This is a genomic window from Caulobacter sp. FV1ye13L, assembly GCF_058681155.1.
The window spans coordinates 1,499,360-1,514,795 of sequence record NZ_CM178732.1; the positions used below are offsets into that span (position 1 = coordinate 1,499,360).

Here is a 15,436-nt window from a genome sequence, read left to right on the forward strand (position 1 = left end):
GCCTACCAGTACTTCTCCATGATCTCGCCCGCCCAGTCGGGCTCGCGGTGCTCGCCGCGCGGGGCAAAGCCGCGCATCACCGGCTTGATGTCCAGCACCGGCGTGCCGTCGATGGCGTCCAGGCCCTCGACCTCCAGGGTCAGGCCGTCGACCGCCACGATCCTGCAGACCGTGACGCCGATGCGGTTGGGCCGGTTCTTGCCGCGCTGGGCGAAGATGCCGATTTCCGGCCAGGCGGTGTTGCCGCGCGGATGGCGGGCGCCGGTCACGATCTGGTCGTCTGTGACCTTGTCGAACACATAGATCACCTCGGCGTGGCTGAAGGTCTCCAGCCCCATCAGGGCCTCGGCGTCGAACCGGGCCGGATCCAGGACGATGGCCGCGCGGCTGGCGCCCCAGTCATCGTCTTCGGCAACATCGCGACCGCCCCGGACCTGGCCGATCGGCGTCATGATGATCGACATCAGACCTGTCCTTTTCGCCTATTCCACCGTCACCGACTTGGCCAGATTGCGCGGCTGATCGACATCAGCCCCCTTCACCACCGCCACGTGATAGGCCAGAAGCTGGATCGGGGCCGACATCACCAGGGCCGAGACCAGTGGGTCGCAGGCCGGGGCGGTGATCACCACCTTGGCGCCAGCCGGGGCGTGCCGGGCCCCTTCGGTGTCGGTGATGAAGATCACCTGGCCACCGCGGGCCATGACCTCGCTCATGTTCGAGGCCGATTTCTCGAACCAGCTGTCGAAGGGGGCAAGGATGACGATCGGCGTCTCGTCGTCGACCAGGGCGATGGGGCCGTGCTTCAGCTCGCCGGCGGCATAGCCCTCGGCGTGGATATAGCTGATTTCTTTCAGCTTCAGCGCGCCTTCCAGGGCCAGGGCCGACATCGGGCCACGGCCCAGATAGAGCACGTCGCGGGCCTTGGCGACCTCGGCGGCGATGTCCTTGATGGCGTCTTCCAGGCCGATGGCCTCGGCGATCAGGCGCGGGGCTTCCAGCAGCACCCGGACCAGCCGCTGCTCCTCGGCGTCGTCGATCCGGCCGCGCGCCTTGGCGGCGGCGATGGCCAGGGCGATCATCACGCTGACCTGGGCGGTGAAGGCCTTGGTCGAGGCCACGCCGATCTCGGGACCGCAATGGATCGGCCAGACGACGTCGACCTCGCGGGCCATGGTCGACTCAGTGGCGTTGACGACCACGGCGCTCTTCATGCCGGCCGCCTGGCAATAGCGCAGGGCGGCCAGGGTGTCGGCGGTCTCGCCCGACTGCGACATGGCGATGGCCAGGGCGTTGGCGCGGATGGCCGGCTGGCGGTAGCGGAACTCCGAGGCGATCTCGACATCCACCGGCAGGTCGGCCAACTGCTCGATCAGGTAGCGACCGACCATGCCGGCGATATAGGAGGTGCCGCAGGCGACGATCTGGATGCGCTCCAGACCGGCCCAGTCGATGCCGCCGGGGACGGTCGCGCGCTCCGTGATCGGGTCGACATAGGCGGCGATGGTGCGCTGGCAGCCCTCCGGCTGGTCATGGATTTCCTTCTCCATGAAGTGCCGGTAGTTGCCCTTTTCCATCAGCACGGCCGAGGCCGGGACGATCTTGATCGGGCGGTCGGCGGGCTTGCCGCTGTGGTCGAAGATCCGGGCGCTGTCGTGGTCGATGATCACGTAGTCGCCGTCATTCAGATAGGCGACGCGGTTGGTGAACGGGCCCAGCGCCAGGCCGTCGGAACCGACGAACATCTCGCCCTGGCCATAGCCCACGGCCAGGGGCGGGCCGTTGCGGGCCGCCAGGATCACCTCGTCTTCGCCGCCGATCAGCACACACAGCGCATAGGCGCCGCGCAAGCGGTCCAGGGTGGCCTTGAAGGCGTCCAGCGGGGACAGGCCCGTGGCCAGTTCGGCGTCCAGCAGGTGGGCCACGACCTCGGTGTCGGTGTCGCTCTGGAACTCGCGGCCGGCGGCGATCAACTCGGCCTTCAGCTCGGCGAAGTTCTCGATGATGCCGTTGTGAACCACCGCCACCTTGCCGACGATGTGCGGGTGGGCGTTGCGCAGGGTCGGCGCGCCGTGGGTGGCCCAGCGGGTGTGGCCGATGCCGGTGGTGGCGATCAGCGGCTCGTGGGCCAGCACGCTTTCCAGCTCGCGAAGCTTGCCCGGGGCCCGGCGGCGCTGCAGCACTCCGTCGACCTGTCCGGCGATGCCCGCCGAGTCATAGCCGCGATATTCCAGGCGCTTTAGGCTTTCGACCAGGCGGTCAGCGACAGGCTGGTTTCCGACGATGCCGATGATGCCGCACATGCCATGGTCCTTTGTAAATCGCGCCGGCGGGGATTATGGCTACCCGCGCGGGTATAGTCGTCGGCCGGGCTTTAGCATTCGTGCAGACCTCTCCCACATAAATCTGCATTTCGGATCGTTTCGCGATCCGCCTCCAGACCAGAGCGACCATGAGCAAGCGCGCCTATTTCGGCACCGACGGCATCCGCGGCCAGGCCAACCAGCACCCAATGACCGCCGAGGTCGCCCTGCGCGTCGGTCTGGCGGCCGGAAAGCTGTTCCGCTCGCAGGACGACCGCCGCCACCTGGTGGTGATCGGCAAGGACACCCGGCTGTCGGGCTACATGATCGAACCGGCCCTGGTCGCCGGCTTCGCCAGCGTCGGCATGGACGTTCGGCTGTTTGGCCCGCTGCCGACCCCGGCCGTGGCGATGATGACCCGCTCGATGCGCGCCGACCTGGGCGTGATGATCAGCGCCAGCCACAACGACTTCGCCGACAACGGCATCAAGCTGTTTGGCCCCGACGGCTACAAGCTGTCGGACGCCCAGGAGCTGAAGATCGAGGCCCTGATGGACGAGGGCCTGCAGGAAGGCCTGGCGCCGCCGCGCGGCCTGGGCCGGGTCAAGCGCATCGACGACGCCCAGGCCCGCTATGTCGAGATCGTCAAGGCGACCTTCCCGCGCCAGCTGTCCCTGGCCGGCCTGCGGATCGTCATCGATTGCGCCAATGGCGCGGCCTACAAGGTGGCGCCGGTCACCCTGTACGAGCTGGGGGCCGAGGTCATTCCGCTGGGCGTTGATCCCGACGGCACCAATATCAACCACGAGTGCGGCTCGACCCATCCGGAATCGATGGCCAAGCTGGTGCGGGAATACCGCGCCGACATCGGCATCGCCCTGGATGGCGACGCCGACCGCCTGGTGATCTGCGACGAGAACGGCCAGGTGGTCGACGGCGACCAGATCATGGCCATCATCGCCGCCGCCTACGCCAAGGCCGGCAAGCTGAAGGCTGGCGGCGTGGTCGCCACGGTGATGTCGAACCTGGGCCTCGAGCGCTTCCTGGGCGAACAGGGCCTGACCTTGGAGCGCACCAGCGTCGGCGACCGCTATGTGATGGCCCGCATGCGCGAGGGCGGTTTCAACCTGGGCGGCGAGCAGTCGGGCCACCTGATCCTGTCGGACTTCTCGACCACGGGCGACGGCCTGATCGCGGCCCTGCAGGTGCTGGCGGTGATGATCGAGACCGGCCAGCCGATGAGCGCCCTGGCGCGCCAGTTCGAACCCGTGCCCCAGCTGCTGGAAAATGTCCGCTTCGCCGGCGGCAAGCCGCTGGAAGCCAAGACGGTGAAAGAGGCCGTCGCCGATGGTGAGAGCCAGCTGAACGGGGCCGGCCGTATTGTGGTGCGCGCCTCCGGCACCGAACCCCTGATCCGCATCATGGCCGAGGGCGATGACCCGGCCCTGGTCCGCAAGGTGGTCAAGTCGATCGTCTCGGCGGTGAAGGCGGTCTAGGGCGCGTCCTCCCCGACCCCTTCGACCACTTCACGCAGATAGGCGACGTGACTGCGGAAGGCCTTGCGGCCGGTCGGGGTCAGCACCGCGCGCGTGCGGGGCCGCTTGCCGACATGGTCTTTCAGGATCTCGACATAGGCGGCCTTTTCCAGGGTCGCCAGATGACTGCCCAGGTTGCCGTCCGTCGCCTGGGTGACGGCCTTGAGCTGGGTGAACTCCAGCGGTTCGGCGTTCCGCTCCGCATAGAGGGCGGCCATGATCTTCAGGCGCAGGGGCTGATGGATCAGGTCGTCGGGTTGCGCCGCCATGGCTACAGCTTCCTCATCCACAGGCCGGCCAGGAACAGGCCTCCGCCGCCGAAACCGGCCATCCAGAAGGTCAGCCACGGGCGGAAGAAATGGAAGCCGATCAGCGTCGCCACGAACAGCACCGCGCCGATCCAGAGGTAGCGCGGCATCTTCCACAGCCCCATGCCTACGTACATCAATCCGGTCACCAGACCCGGAAACGCCAGATAAGGGTCCGGGTCGGTCGCCTGGAACAGGCTGAAGGTGGCGAAGAAGAACGCCGTGAGGGCGACGATGGCGACCCCCATCCGCCAGCTGCCCGCCTTCGCCTCGCCCGCGCTTGCGCCGCCGCCGGCCCGGCGGTGCATCAGGACGGCGCCCAGAAAGCCGAGGCTGTTGAGGACGATCCAGATCGTGCCCCAGGACGCTTCCGACAGCACGCCCATCAGGCCGTAGCCGGTCGCCCAGATCACGCCCCACAGCATCAGGATCGGTCCGGCGTGTTGGTAGCCGCGCAGAACCTGGCCGCGCTCGGCCGTCCGCTCGATCTCCGACAGCGCCGCCGCCGCCTCGTCACGTGTCATGCCCATGATGGTCTCTCCGTTCATGGTGATCAGAGTGCTCTGATCTGCAGAGTTACAAGAGGCATATCACTCTGTCAAGCAGAGTGCTCTGGAATGACCTTAGCGCGCCGGCAGGAACTTCGGAACCCGCGCCTGCAGGATCCTGACCAGTTCGGGGTCCATGAAGGCGTAGTCGTCCGGGATATCCAGGCAGATGACGCGGGCCGATTTCAGGTGGGTCCTGAACCGCCGGGTCAGCTTGGCGCGATGGGCCTTCTCCATCACGAAGATCAGGTCTGCCTCTGCGACCATCTCGCCGGTCAGGGGCTCGTCGGCGTCGGCGTTGACGCCGGCCGAGCGGGTCTCGACGCCGGGCCAGGCCGAAAAGACCTGTTCGGCCGTGGGGCTGCGCAGCCGGTTCTTGCCGCAGACGAACAGGACCCGCTTCACCCCAGTTTCGGCGCCTTCAGCCGACGCTTGTTGACGTGGTGGCTCGGCGCCTCCGCCTGCACCTCCTCGGGATATTCGCCCTTGAAGTAGAAGCGTTGCCAGGCCTCCTTGGTGGCCTCGGGGTCGCGCTTGAAGATCAGGCTGTTGAACTCGGTGCGCTTCTCGGCCCAGACGTCGTACTGGCGGCGCAGGTCCAGGTTGCTGTTCATCGAGCGGATCACCGGCTGGACGTCATCCATCACCTTGTCCTGCATCATCATGATGAAGCAGAACGGCTCGCCCTTCTCGAAGCGCACCGTGCCGGGGCGGGTGAACAGCCAGTTCATCGTGAAGGGGAAGGGCAGCCAGTCGGTCTCGACCAGGCCGGCCAGCGGCTGGATGCCGTCCTTGATGTGGTTGGGCGGGCCCATGGTCAGGATCGACCAGCCGGGCGGGGTGCGGAACAGATAGCCGGTATGGAAGGTCACCGTGCCGCGCGAGAAGTGCGACTTCACGAACTCGGTAAAGCCCGGATAGGGATGGTCGGGCTGGAACTTGATGCACTCCTGGTGCGCCCCACCGTCCCAGGTCATCGAGAAGCCGACCGGGCACAGGATCTCCCAGCCCGAGGTGTTGGCCATCGACAGCGGCAGGCAGCGATAGGGGTGGCGGTCGGCGAAGTGGTCCATCCAGGCCCGTTGCGGGCGTCCCGGCACGATCTCCGGCGGGCGGTTCTCGGTGGGATAGCACTCCAGTTCCATGCCGCGCGTCTTCCTGTTTTCCTTGATCCCTGGCTCAGGTCTAGCGCCCGCGAGGCGAGGCCGTCCAGTTCCCCGAACGGCAAGGCTGAGCTAGGAAGCGCGCATGAAGACCCGCGCCGCCCTCTTCGCCTTTCTCGACGCCCACGCGATCGCCCATTCCACCCTCGACCATCCGCCCGTCTTCCGGGTGGAGGAAGGGCTGGAGATCAAGGCGGCCATGCCCGGCGGCCACACCAAGAACCTGTTCCTCAAGGATGCCAAGGGTCAGCTGTGGCTGATCTCGGCCCTGGGCGAGACGGTGATCGATCTCAAGCGCCTGCACACGGTGATCGGCTCGGGTCGGCTGTCGTTTGGGCCCGAAGCGATGATGGTCGAGACGCTGGGCGTCAGGCCCGGCTCGGTCACCGCCTTTGGCCTGATCAACGATGTCGAGCGCCGGGTGCGCTTCGTGCTCGACGCCGCCCTGGCCAGGGCCGATCCGGTGAATTTCCATCCGCTGGGCAACGACGCCACGACGGCGGTGTCGCAAGAGGGCCTGCGCGCCTTCCTGTCGGTCCTGGGGATCACGCCGATGATCGTCGACTTCGAGGCCATGACAGTCGTCTCTTGAGCGAACCGGCGATTGCGGTTGTCGCTTCGAGGGACCATCTTGGCCCTGACCGCGTTTCGACTTGCATGAGAGACTTCCGATGAGCCTGATCGGCGAAAAGCCCGCCCCCATTCAAGCCGGTGGCAAAAGCGCTCACATCAAGGACGGCACGGACGCCAGCTTCATGGCCGACGTCATCGAGGCCTCCAAGACCCAGCCGGTCATCGTCGATTTCTGGGCCACCTGGTGCGGTCCCTGCCGCACCCTGACCCCGGCGCTGGAAAAGCACGTCGCGGCTGCCGGCGGCGCGGTCAAGCTGGTCAAGATCGACGTCGACAAGAACCCCGGCTACTCGGGCCAGCTGCGCGTGCAGTCGATCCCGACGGTCTACGCCTTCGTCAACGGCCAGCCGGTCGACGGCTTCCAGGGCGCGGTGCCCGAGAGCGAGATCAAGGCCTTTATCGCCCGCATCTCCGGCCCGCCCGCTCCGAGCGATCTGGACGCCCTGCTGGCCATGGGCAAGGAGTCGCTGGACCTGGGCGACCTGGGCGGCGCGGCCCAGGCCTATGCCGAGGCCCTGCGGATGGACCCGGAGAACGTCAAGGCGCTGGGCGGGCTGGCCCGCTGCTATCTGGACGGTGGTGATATCGAGCGCGCCACCGAGGTGGCCGCCATGGCCCCGGTGGGCGCCAGGGATGCCGAGCTGGAAAGCGTTCGCGCCGCCCTGGCCCTGGTCGCCGACGCGCCGTCCGAGACCGCGCCGTTCGAGGCGCGCCTGGCCGCCGATCCTGACGACCACGAGGCCCGCTTCGAGCTGGCCAAGGCCCTGGCCGGCGCCGGCCATCTGCAGGACGCGTCCGACCATCTGCTGGCGATCATCGCCCGCGACCGGACCTGGAACGACGATGCGGCGCGCAAGCAGCTGCTGACCGTGTTCGAGGCCGCCGGCGCGATGTCGGAAGTCGCCAGGGCCGGCCGCAAGCGCCTGTCCTCCATCCTGTTCAGCTAGGAGGCGCGTTGATGCCGGGTATTCGAAAGCTGAGCGACCTGCCGCTGGTGATCCCGGTCTTTCCGCTGGACGGGGTGCTGCTGCTCCCTGGCGGTCAGCTGCCGCTCAACATCTTCGAGCCGCGCTATCTGAACATGCTGGACGACGTCATGTCGGGCGAGCGGATGATCGGCATGATCCAGACCCGCCCCAATGGCGTCGGTCCAGAGGACGAGCACGGCCCCAGCCTGGCGCCGATCGGCTGCGCGGGTCGGGTGACCAGCTTCGCCGAGACCGCCGATGGCCGCTACCTGGTGACCTTGACCGGAATCTGCCGATTCCGGGCCGGCGCAGAATTGCCCGCGCGCATGCCCTATCGCCAGGTGCGGGCCGATTTCTCGTCGTTCGAGGCCGACCTGCACGAGGACGGCCCCTCGTCAGAGGGCGTTGATCCCGTCCCCCTGCTGGCCGCCCTGCGCCGCTATCTGGACCATCGCGGCCTGGCCATCGACTGGACCAGCGCCGAGAACGCCCCGTCGGACGCCCTGATCAACAGCCTGTCCATGGCCCTGCCGTTCGATCCCATGGAAAAGCAGGCCCTGCTGGAGGCTCCAACCATGGCCGACCGGCGCGAGACCCTGGTGGCCTTGCTGGAGATCGACGCGGCCGTGAGCGACGACGACGAGCCGCCCTCTATCCAGTAGGAAACGGGAACGCCATCAAGATGGCTTTCCAAAGTTTGGAGCGGGATGCGGGCGGAAAACCGCTCACACTTTTCCTCATCCCGCTCTAGAGAAGTTTCATGACCGCTACACCGACCCCGCCGCCCGCCGACATCGACCCGCGCCTGCTGGAAGTGCTGGTCTGCCCCGTGACCCGCACCACGCTGGACTATAACCGCGTGCGCGGCGAGCTGGTCAGCCGGGCCGCCAAGCTGGCCTATCCGATCCGCGACGGCGTGCCGATCATGCTGCCGGAGGAAGCCCGCTCACTCGAAGACGGCGAATAGGGCCTTGGCGTTCGACGCCGGCCTGACCAGACCGCCTCGGCTGGCGTCGCTGGACGTCCTGCGCGGCCTGACCATCGTCGGCATGATCCTGGTCAATTCGGCCGCCTATCTGCACTATGTCAGCGGCTACGACGTCTTTCCGATCCTGATGCACTCGTCCTGGGCCGGCTTTACCCTGGCCGACGCGGTGTTTCCCGCCTTCATCTTCATGACCGGGGTCTCGATCCCGCTGGCCACCGCCGAGCGCGGCCTGGACGGCGCTGGCCTGCGCCGCCTGCTGGTGCGGACCGGGCGACTGATCCTGCTGGGCCTGCTGGTCAGCAACATCTACTGGCTGGCCACGCCCGAGAGCGTCGTGTTCCGCCCCATGGGCGTGCTGCAGCGCATCGCCCTGGCCTTCCTCGCGGCCGCCGTGCTGTTTCGCGTCACGGGGCCCCGCACGCGCCTGACGATCGCGGTGGTCCTGCTGCTGCTCTACTGGCCTCTGTGCCTGGCGCCCTGGCCCGGCGGCGCGGCCGACCTGATGAAGCCCGGCGCCAGCCTGATCGCCTTCGCCGACCGCGTCGTGCTGGGCGTCCACACCTATGTCAAAGGCCCGCTGGGCTATGACCCCGAAGGCCTGCTGGGAACACTGCCGGCCATCGCCCAGGCCCTGATCGGCGTCGCCGCCGGCGAGTGGCTGGCCGCCCGGCGCGGCGCGCGAGGCCTGGCGATCGCCGGCGCCCTGCTGCTGGTCGTCGGAATCGCCTGGGGCTTTGCCTTCCCGATCGTCAAGGATCTGTGGACCAGCAGCTATGTTCTGGTGTCCAGCGGCGCGGCCCTGCTGGTGCTGGCCGCCCTGCACCAGGCCCTGGACATCAAGCTGTGGCGCATGCCGGGCAAGGCGTTCCTGACCGACTTCGGGGTCAACGCCATCTTTGCCTATGTGCTGCACGAGCTGGCCTCGATCATCCTGACCGCGCACATGCTCAAGATCCCCTATGACGCGGCCTCGCCGCTGGTGGGGACCAAGACGGCGGCCCTGATCCCGGTGGCGATCTTCATCGCGCTGGTCTGGGCGGTGGTGGCCTACATGCGCAAGCGCAACTGGATCGTGAAGGTCTAGATCGCCTGCCCGCGCAGCAGTCTCGGCAGATCGCCCACCGCGCCGCCGGCTTCGTGCATGAAGAACCGCCGGGCCGGGGCGATGCGGTTGACGGCCGCCAGACCGATGCCCCGCGCCAGACGCAGGATCGGATTGTCGTTGGAGAACAGGCGCACGAAGCCATCGAAGGCCAGGGCGTTGGTCACGGTGTCAAACCGCCGCCAGCGGGCATAGCGCTCCAGCACCACGTCGCTGCCGATGTCCTCGCCACCGCGCATCGCCTCGACCAGCACCTCCGCCAGGGCTGCAGCGTCCTTCAGGCCCAGGTTCAGGCCCTGCCCCGCGATCGGATGCACGCCATGGGCCGCGTCGCCGATCAGGGCCAGACGCGGGGCGACCATGCGCTCGGCCAGGGACAGCGACAGCGGATAGACGAAGATCGGGCCGACAATCTCGACATCGCCCAGGAATTCGCCGAACCGCCGCATCAGATGAGCGTGGAAGGCTTCGGGCCGGGCGTCGCGCAGGGCCTCAGCCCGGGCCGTGCTCTCGGTCCAGACCAGGCTGGCGCGGTTGTCCGTCAGGGGCAGGATGGCGAACGGGCCGCTGGGCAGGAAATATTCGTGGGCCACGCCCTCGTGCGGGCGCTGCATCTTCACGGTGGCGACCACGCCGCTCTGGCCATAGCCCCAGCCGATGTCGCCGATCCCGGCCGCCTTGCGCAGCACCGAGCCGCGACCTTCGGCGCTGACCACCAGAGGGGCGCTCAGCACCCGGCCGTCGGCCAGGGTGACGCGGGCGCCGGCGGCGTCGACCTCAAGAGTTTTCGCGGCCATCGGCGCGATCACCGGAAGGGCCTTGTCGGTCACCGCTTGCGAGAGGGCCGCACGGATCTGGCGGTTCTCGATCAGATAGCCCAAGGGCTCGCCGTCGGAGCGGTCGGCGATCTCGCTGGAGTCGAAGCGCAGGAAGGCCGGCGAGGCGCCCCGCGCGGCGGCGCCAGGCGTGCGGCCGTCGGTGACCAGGATCTGTTCGATGCGCTGGGCGTGCGGCTCCAGGGCCTGGCCCGCGCCGATGGTCCGCCACTGGCGAAAGCTGGAATAGGCGATGGCCGAGGAACGCCCGTCAAAGGTCGGGGCCAGCTGGGCCTCGAACGGCTGGGGGTCGACCAACAGGGGTTTCAGCCCCCCAGAAGCCAGGGCGAGAGCCAGGGTGGACCCGGCCATGCCGGCTCCCGCGATGATCACATCGGCGTCGTGCGTGCGCATAGGGCGGATATGGGCCTGCGGGGGTGGGGTGTCTAGGGGAAGTGTGGTGACCACTTGCCCCCTCCTGGCTGCTGCGCAGCCGTCCTCCCCCGGAGGGGGAAGACGAGATCATCTTCCCCCTCCGGGGGAGGAGCGCCGAAGGCGCGGAGGGGGCGAGTCGACGGGCATCTTTGGAAAAACCCCCGCCATCTGCTATATGCCGCCCTCGACCCCTGAAATCCTCCCGACCCCGGACCGCCCCTTGAGCGTCACCCTCGATCTGTCGCGCGTCTCCGGCGCAGCGCCTGCCCAGAAGCCGCTGATCAACCTGTCGGGCCTGACCCGGACGCAGATGATCGCCGCCCTGACCGAGTCGGGCGTGGCCGAGCACGGCAAGGCCAAGATGCGGGCCACCCAGGTGTTCCGCTGGATCCATCATCGCGGCGTCACCGATTTCGCGATGATGACCGACGTCGCCAAGGAAACCCGCGCCCGCCTCGCTGAGGTGTTCACCATCGCGCGGCCCGAGATCGTCGAGCGCCAGGTCTCGAAAGACGGCACCCGCAAGTGGCTGATCCGCACGGCCCCGGGCATCGAGATCGAGGCGGTCTATATCCCGTCGGTCGGCCGGGCCGGCGCCCTGTGCGTCTCAAGCCAGGTGGGCTGCACCCTGAACTGCAGCTTCTGCCACACCGGCACCCAGGCCCTGGTGCGCAACCTGACCGCCGCCGAGATCGTCGCCCAGGTCCAGGTGGCCAAGGACGACCTGGCCGAATGGCCGTCCGACAAGGACGACCGCCTGCTGTCCAACATCGTGTTCATGGGCATGGGTGAGCCGCTCTACAACTTGGGCTCGGTCGCCGACGCCATCGAGATCATCAGCGACAACGAGGGCATCGCCATCTCGCGTCGCCGCATCACGGTCTCGACCTCGGGCGTCGTGCCCCAGCTGCAGGCCCTGGGCGAGAAGACGCAGGCGATGCTGGCCATCAGCCTGCACGCCACCAACGACGCCCTGCGCGATGTGCTGGTGCCGCTGAACAAGAAGTATCCGCTGGAGCAGCTGATCGCCGGCATCCGCGCCTATCCCGGCATCAGCAACGCCCGCCGCGTGACGTTCGAATATGTGATGCTCAAGGGCGTCAATGACAGCCCTGACGAGGCCCGCGCCCTGATCAAGCTGATCAAGGGCATTCCGGCCAAGATCAACCTGATCCCGTTCAACCCCTGGCCGGGCAGCGACTACCAGTGCTCCGACTGGGCGGCGATCGAGGCCTTCGCGGCCATCGTCAACAAGGCCGGCTATTCCTCGCCGATCCGCACGCCCCGAGGCCGCGACATCCTCGCCGCCTGCGGCCAACTGAAGAGCGAGAGCGAGAAGGTCCGCGCCAGCGCCCTGCGCCAGCTGTCGATGGCGGCCATGGCGGGCGTGCTGGATGACGACGAGGATGACGATGCGGCATAGACGCCTTCGGAGCGAGCCCCCTACGCAACCCTCCGTCACCCGTGATAGGACTTGAATCTCTAGGTTCAGAGGGTGTTTGCGTTCATGCCGTCCCAGCTTCAGTCGCCCGAGGTCCAGGCCTTCGCCACGGGCTTTCCCGTCACCCTGATGCATGCGGGCGTGACCCTGCTGATGCTGATCATCGGCACGGCCCTCTATGCGATGCTGACCCCGCACCGCGAGATCAAGCTGATCCGCGAGGGCAATTCGGCCGCCGCCCTGTCGCTGGGCGGTGTGATGGTGGGTCTGGCCATTCCGCTGGCCATTTCGCTGACCGCCTCGACCTCGGTGATCGAGATCGTCATCTGGGGCGCGGCGACCATCGCCGTTCAGCTCCTGGTGTTCCGCGTTACCGACATGGTGCTGCAGGGCCTGCCCGAGCGCATCCATGAGGGCGAGGTCGCCGCCGCCGCCCTGCTGGTGGGCGCGAAGCTGGCCACCGCCCTGATTCTCGCCGCCGCCGTGGCCGGCTGATCCGGAAAAGCGAGGGCCCCGTCCCGTGCATTTTCCCAAGCTTCCCGACTGGCTGGTCTATGCCGCCGCCGTCAGCGCCCTGCTGATCGTCGCGGTCGGCCGGCAGGAGCGCTCCGACGCCCCCCCGCCGCCGCCGCCGGTGCCGGGCGAGGAAGGCCTGCCGCTGGGCCCGGCCTCGCCGTTCGATCCGGCCATCGTCGTCCAGGTGCCCAACAAGCCCGAGCCGGGCTCGGGCACCGCCTTTTCGGTCGGCGACAGCGGCACCTGGCTGACCGCCCGTCATGTGGTCGACGGCTGCAAGTCGGCGGCCATCGTCGTGGCCGACGGACGCGGCGTGGCGGCGAAGATCACCATCGATCCGCGCGCCGACGCCGCCATCCTGACCACCGAGGGCGGGGCTCCGGCCGTGCCCCTGGGTCTGGAAGAGCCCCTGCGTCGCGGAGCCCGCGCCTATCATCCTGGCTTCCCGCAGGGCCATCCCGGCGAGGCCGCCTCGCGCCTGCTGGGCCGCGAGAACCTGGTCGTCCATGGGCGCGGAGCCCGCACCGAGCCGGTGCTGGTCTGGGCCGAGGTTGGCCGCACCGACAGCCTGAAGGGCACCCTGGCCGGACTGTCGGGCGCGCCGGCCCTCGACAGCGCCGGGCGGGTGATCGGCGTGACCGTGGCCGAGAGTCCGCGCCGTGGCCGCATCTACACCACGGCCCCCGAGACCCTGCGCACCCTGCTGGGCCCGCACCGCCGCGGCGGCGACGGCTTCGCCATGGGCGAGGCGATCACCACCGAGAACTATGGCCGCGTGGCCGACGGCCTGCGTCGCGACCTGCGGGTGGCGCAGGTGGTTTGTCTGGGGACTTAGGTCGCAAGTCCTCCCCCTGAAGGGGGAGGGGATCGCGAAGCGATCGGAGGGGGGAGTGCTGCTGCGTCCTTGCAGTCTTCCCCCACCGGCCTGACGGCCGCCTCCCCCTTCAGGGGGAGGGCTTCTAAGCCGCGGGCGCTTCCGCCTCAGCCCGTCGGTCAATCTCTCCCTGCTTCGCCGCCACCATGAACGAGAGCACGATGGCCACCACGCCGATGACCGCCGTGTAGAGGAAGAAGGCCGTATAGCCGGCCGCCATGGCCGGGGCGCTGACGCCCAGCTTGGCGCCGGCGGCGGTGAAGCTCTCGGGCGGTAGGCGGGTGAACAGGCCCTTCAGGGCGCCGATCGGGCCGCCGGCTTCGGCGGCGATGGCCGAGGCCTCGACGATCCGTCCCGACTGCGAGGCGATCAGCTTGCCGGGCAGGGCGTAGAGCGACGAGAACAGGGCATATTGCGTGGCCGTGAAACCCACCGTGGTCAGGCTGGACATGTAGGCGATCAGGGCCGTGCCGGCGACGCCGCCGGCCACATTGTCGATGCAGATCGCCCAGAACAGCACCGGCACATTGTGACCGCTCATGGCCAGCCAGGCGAAGAACAAGTTGCTGATCGGCTGGGCGAAGGCCCCGATCACCAGGGCCTTCATCAGGCCCAGCCGCGCCACGATCACCCCGCCCAAGAACACCCCCATCATCGAGGCGATGATGCCAAACACCTTCCGGATCTCGGCGATCTCGGTCAGCGTAAAACCCATGTCGCGATAGAACGGGTTCATGATGTTGAGCACGAAGTCCGACACCCGATAGACGCAGATCGCCGCCAGGATCAGGCCGGCCACGCCGTGGAAGCGCTTGGTGAAGTCGATCAGCGGCTCGCCGAACGCGGCCGACATGTAGACGCCGGGCTTGGTGCGCACCTTGGGGATCGGCCAGGCGGCCACGACCACGATGGCCAGGCCGGTCAGCACGCCCAGCAGCTGCAGCCACACCCCGTTGGGCTTGGCCTTCCAGGCCTCGGCCAGGGCTTCGCCGCCGACCAGCTTCGAGAGCAGGGACGCATCCCCCGAAAGGCCCGAGCCCAGGGCTAAGGCGCCGACCAGCAGGATGCCCAGGCGGGCGATCCATTCGAGGATCTCCAGGGCGCGCGGCTGGTTGACGTCGCCGGTCGGGATCGGCCGGACCGTGTGCTCGGCCTCGCGTGGAGCCCACAGGGTGGCCAGCACCCCGATGCCGACCACAAAGCCCATGATGGCGTAGGAGAAGTTCCAGCCAAAGCGCTCGGCCAGCAGCAGCGGCCCGGCCCCGGCCGCGATCATCGCGCCCCGGAAGCCCCACTGGTAGGCGACCGCCATAGGCCCTTGCTCCTCCTGGTCGGCCACCTCGATCCGCCAGGCGTCAAGGACGATGTCATGCGAGGCGGTAGCGAAGCCGACCAGGACGGCGGCGGCGCCCAGGGCGGCCAGTTGGGTGGCGGGGTTGAGGGTCGAGATCGTCCAGAGGCCCAGGATCATGACGGTCTGGAAGACCAGGATCCAGGCGCGGCGATGGCCCAGAAGGTTGTGCAGGATCGGCACCTTGGCGCGGTCGATCAGCGGGGCCCACAGGAACTTGAACGAGAAGGACAGTGTGGCCAGGCTGAAGAAGCCGATCACCGCCAGCGATACGCCGGAATCGCGCAGCCACAGCGACAGGGTGTCGAAGATCAGCATGTAGGGCAGGCCCGACGCGAACCCCAGGCCCAGCATCGCCAAGCTGCGACGCTCGCCAAAGAAGGCCAGGGTCTGAAGAAGGGTCTTCTTCGGCGCTGTGGCGGCCTTGTCTGTCATGCGGCGGTCCCCCTCGCGGAG

The 15,436-nt window shown here is 68.2% G+C and carries 17 protein-coding genes; 9 read left to right on the top strand and 8 right to left on the bottom strand.

What is annotated here, in order from left to right:
* Positions 1 to 2: 2 nt before the first annotated feature.
* A complete protein-coding gene (locus ACW176_RS07000; RefSeq protein ID WP_492111406.1) occupies positions 3 to 464 on the bottom strand; it encodes an SAM-dependent methyltransferase in 462 nt (153 codons plus the stop codon).
* An 18-nt stretch (positions 465 to 482) separates the two neighbouring features.
* On the bottom strand, positions 483 to 2,303 hold the full coding sequence (glmS, locus tag ACW176_RS07005; protein WP_492111407.1) for a glutamine--fructose-6-phosphate transaminase (isomerizing): 1,821 nt from the start codon (positions 2,301 to 2,303) through the stop codon (positions 483 to 485).
* Positions 2,304 to 2,452: 149 nt separating this feature from the next.
* On the opposite strand from glmS, the gene glmM reads away from it, so the two are divergent.
* Positions 2,453 to 3,799 carry a phosphoglucosamine mutase gene (gene glmM, locus ACW176_RS07010; protein WP_492111408.1) on the top strand — a complete coding sequence of 449 codons (1,347 nt, stop codon included), beginning with the start codon at positions 2,453 to 2,455 and terminating at the stop codon, positions 3,797 to 3,799.
* On the opposite strand, the gene ACW176_RS07015 is transcribed toward glmM, so the two are convergent.
* The 4 genes from ACW176_RS07015 to ACW176_RS07030 all read right to left on the bottom strand — a co-directional run bounded on the left by ACW176_RS07015 (position 3,796) and on the right by ACW176_RS07030 (position 5,839).
* On the bottom strand, positions 3,796 to 4,107 hold the full coding sequence (locus ACW176_RS07015) for a winged helix-turn-helix domain-containing protein (protein ID WP_419319620.1): 312 nt from the start codon (positions 4,105 to 4,107) through the stop codon (positions 3,796 to 3,798). The two genes, glmM and ACW176_RS07015, sit on opposite strands and share 4 nt — an antisense overlap.
* Before the next feature lie 2 nt (positions 4,108 to 4,109).
* Entirely contained in the window at positions 4,110 to 4,676 is a 567-nt protein-coding gene (locus ACW176_RS07020; RefSeq protein WP_492111409.1) for a hypothetical protein, read from the bottom strand.
* A gap of 93 nt (positions 4,677 to 4,769) precedes the next feature.
* A complete protein-coding gene (locus ACW176_RS07025; protein WP_492111410.1) occupies positions 4,770 to 5,099 on the bottom strand; it encodes a low molecular weight protein tyrosine phosphatase family protein in 330 nt (109 codons plus the stop codon).
* Positions 5,096 to 5,839, bottom strand: coding sequence for a DUF6065 family protein (locus tag ACW176_RS07030; RefSeq protein WP_419253148.1), 744 nt, complete (start codon positions 5,837 to 5,839; stop codon positions 5,096 to 5,098). Before ACW176_RS07030 ends, ACW176_RS07025 begins: the two co-directional genes overlap by 4 nt.
* A 103-nt stretch (positions 5,840 to 5,942) precedes the next feature.
* On the opposite strand from ACW176_RS07030, the gene ACW176_RS07035 reads away from it, so the two are divergent.
* From ACW176_RS07035 to ACW176_RS07055, 5 genes are all read left to right on the top strand, one after another.
* Positions 5,943 to 6,449 (top strand): prolyl-tRNA synthetase associated domain-containing protein, encoded by a 507-nt coding sequence (locus ACW176_RS07035; RefSeq protein ID WP_492111411.1) that lies wholly within the window; start codon positions 5,943 to 5,945, stop codon positions 6,447 to 6,449.
* A gap of 79 nt (positions 6,450 to 6,528) precedes the next feature.
* Entirely contained in the window at positions 6,529 to 7,437 is a 909-nt protein-coding gene (locus ACW176_RS07040; protein ID WP_492111412.1) for a tetratricopeptide repeat protein, read from the top strand.
* An 11-nt stretch (positions 7,438 to 7,448) separates the two neighbouring features.
* Complete coding sequence (locus tag ACW176_RS07045; protein ID WP_492111413.1) at positions 7,449 to 8,120, top strand: LON peptidase substrate-binding domain-containing protein; 672 nt, start codon at positions 7,449 to 7,451, stop codon at positions 8,118 to 8,120.
* Positions 8,121 to 8,218: 98 nt separating this feature from the next.
* Positions 8,219 to 8,425: a Trm112 family protein gene (locus tag ACW176_RS07050; protein WP_419253144.1), complete on the top strand. Its 207-nt coding sequence runs from the start codon at positions 8,219 to 8,221 to the stop codon at positions 8,423 to 8,425.
* A gap of 4 nt (positions 8,426 to 8,429) precedes the next feature.
* Complete coding sequence (locus tag ACW176_RS07055; RefSeq protein WP_492111414.1) at positions 8,430 to 9,530, top strand: acyltransferase family protein; 1,101 nt, start codon at positions 8,430 to 8,432, stop codon at positions 9,528 to 9,530.
* On the opposite strand, the gene ACW176_RS07060 is transcribed toward ACW176_RS07055, so the two are convergent.
* Positions 9,527 to 10,777 (bottom strand): UbiH/UbiF/VisC/COQ6 family ubiquinone biosynthesis hydroxylase, encoded by a 1,251-nt coding sequence (locus tag ACW176_RS07060; protein WP_492111415.1) that lies wholly within the window; start codon positions 10,775 to 10,777, stop codon positions 9,527 to 9,529. The genes ACW176_RS07055 and ACW176_RS07060 overlap by 4 nt on opposite strands.
* A gap of 241 nt (positions 10,778 to 11,018) precedes the next feature.
* Here ACW176_RS07060 and rlmN point away from each other — a divergent pair, with 241 nt between their 5' ends.
* The 3 genes from rlmN to ACW176_RS07075 all read left to right on the top strand — a co-directional run bounded on the left by rlmN (position 11,019) and on the right by ACW176_RS07075 (position 13,590).
* A complete protein-coding gene (rlmN, locus tag ACW176_RS07065; protein WP_492111416.1) occupies positions 11,019 to 12,221 on the top strand; it encodes a dual-specificity RNA methyltransferase RlmN in 1,203 nt (400 codons plus the stop codon).
* Positions 12,222 to 12,305: 84 nt separating this feature from the next.
* Entirely contained in the window at positions 12,306 to 12,734 is a 429-nt protein-coding gene (locus ACW176_RS07070) for a DUF350 domain-containing protein (protein ID WP_492111417.1), read from the top strand.
* Between the two features lie 25 nt (positions 12,735 to 12,759).
* A complete protein-coding gene (locus tag ACW176_RS07075) occupies positions 12,760 to 13,590 on the top strand; it encodes a S1 family peptidase (protein ID WP_492111418.1) in 831 nt (276 codons plus the stop codon).
* A gap of 124 nt (positions 13,591 to 13,714) precedes the next feature.
* On the opposite strand, the gene ACW176_RS07080 is transcribed toward ACW176_RS07075, so the two are convergent.
* A complete protein-coding gene (locus ACW176_RS07080; protein WP_492111419.1) occupies positions 13,715 to 15,415 on the bottom strand; it encodes an AmpG family muropeptide MFS transporter in 1,701 nt (566 codons plus the stop codon).
* Positions 15,416 to 15,436 lie beyond the last annotated feature (21 nt).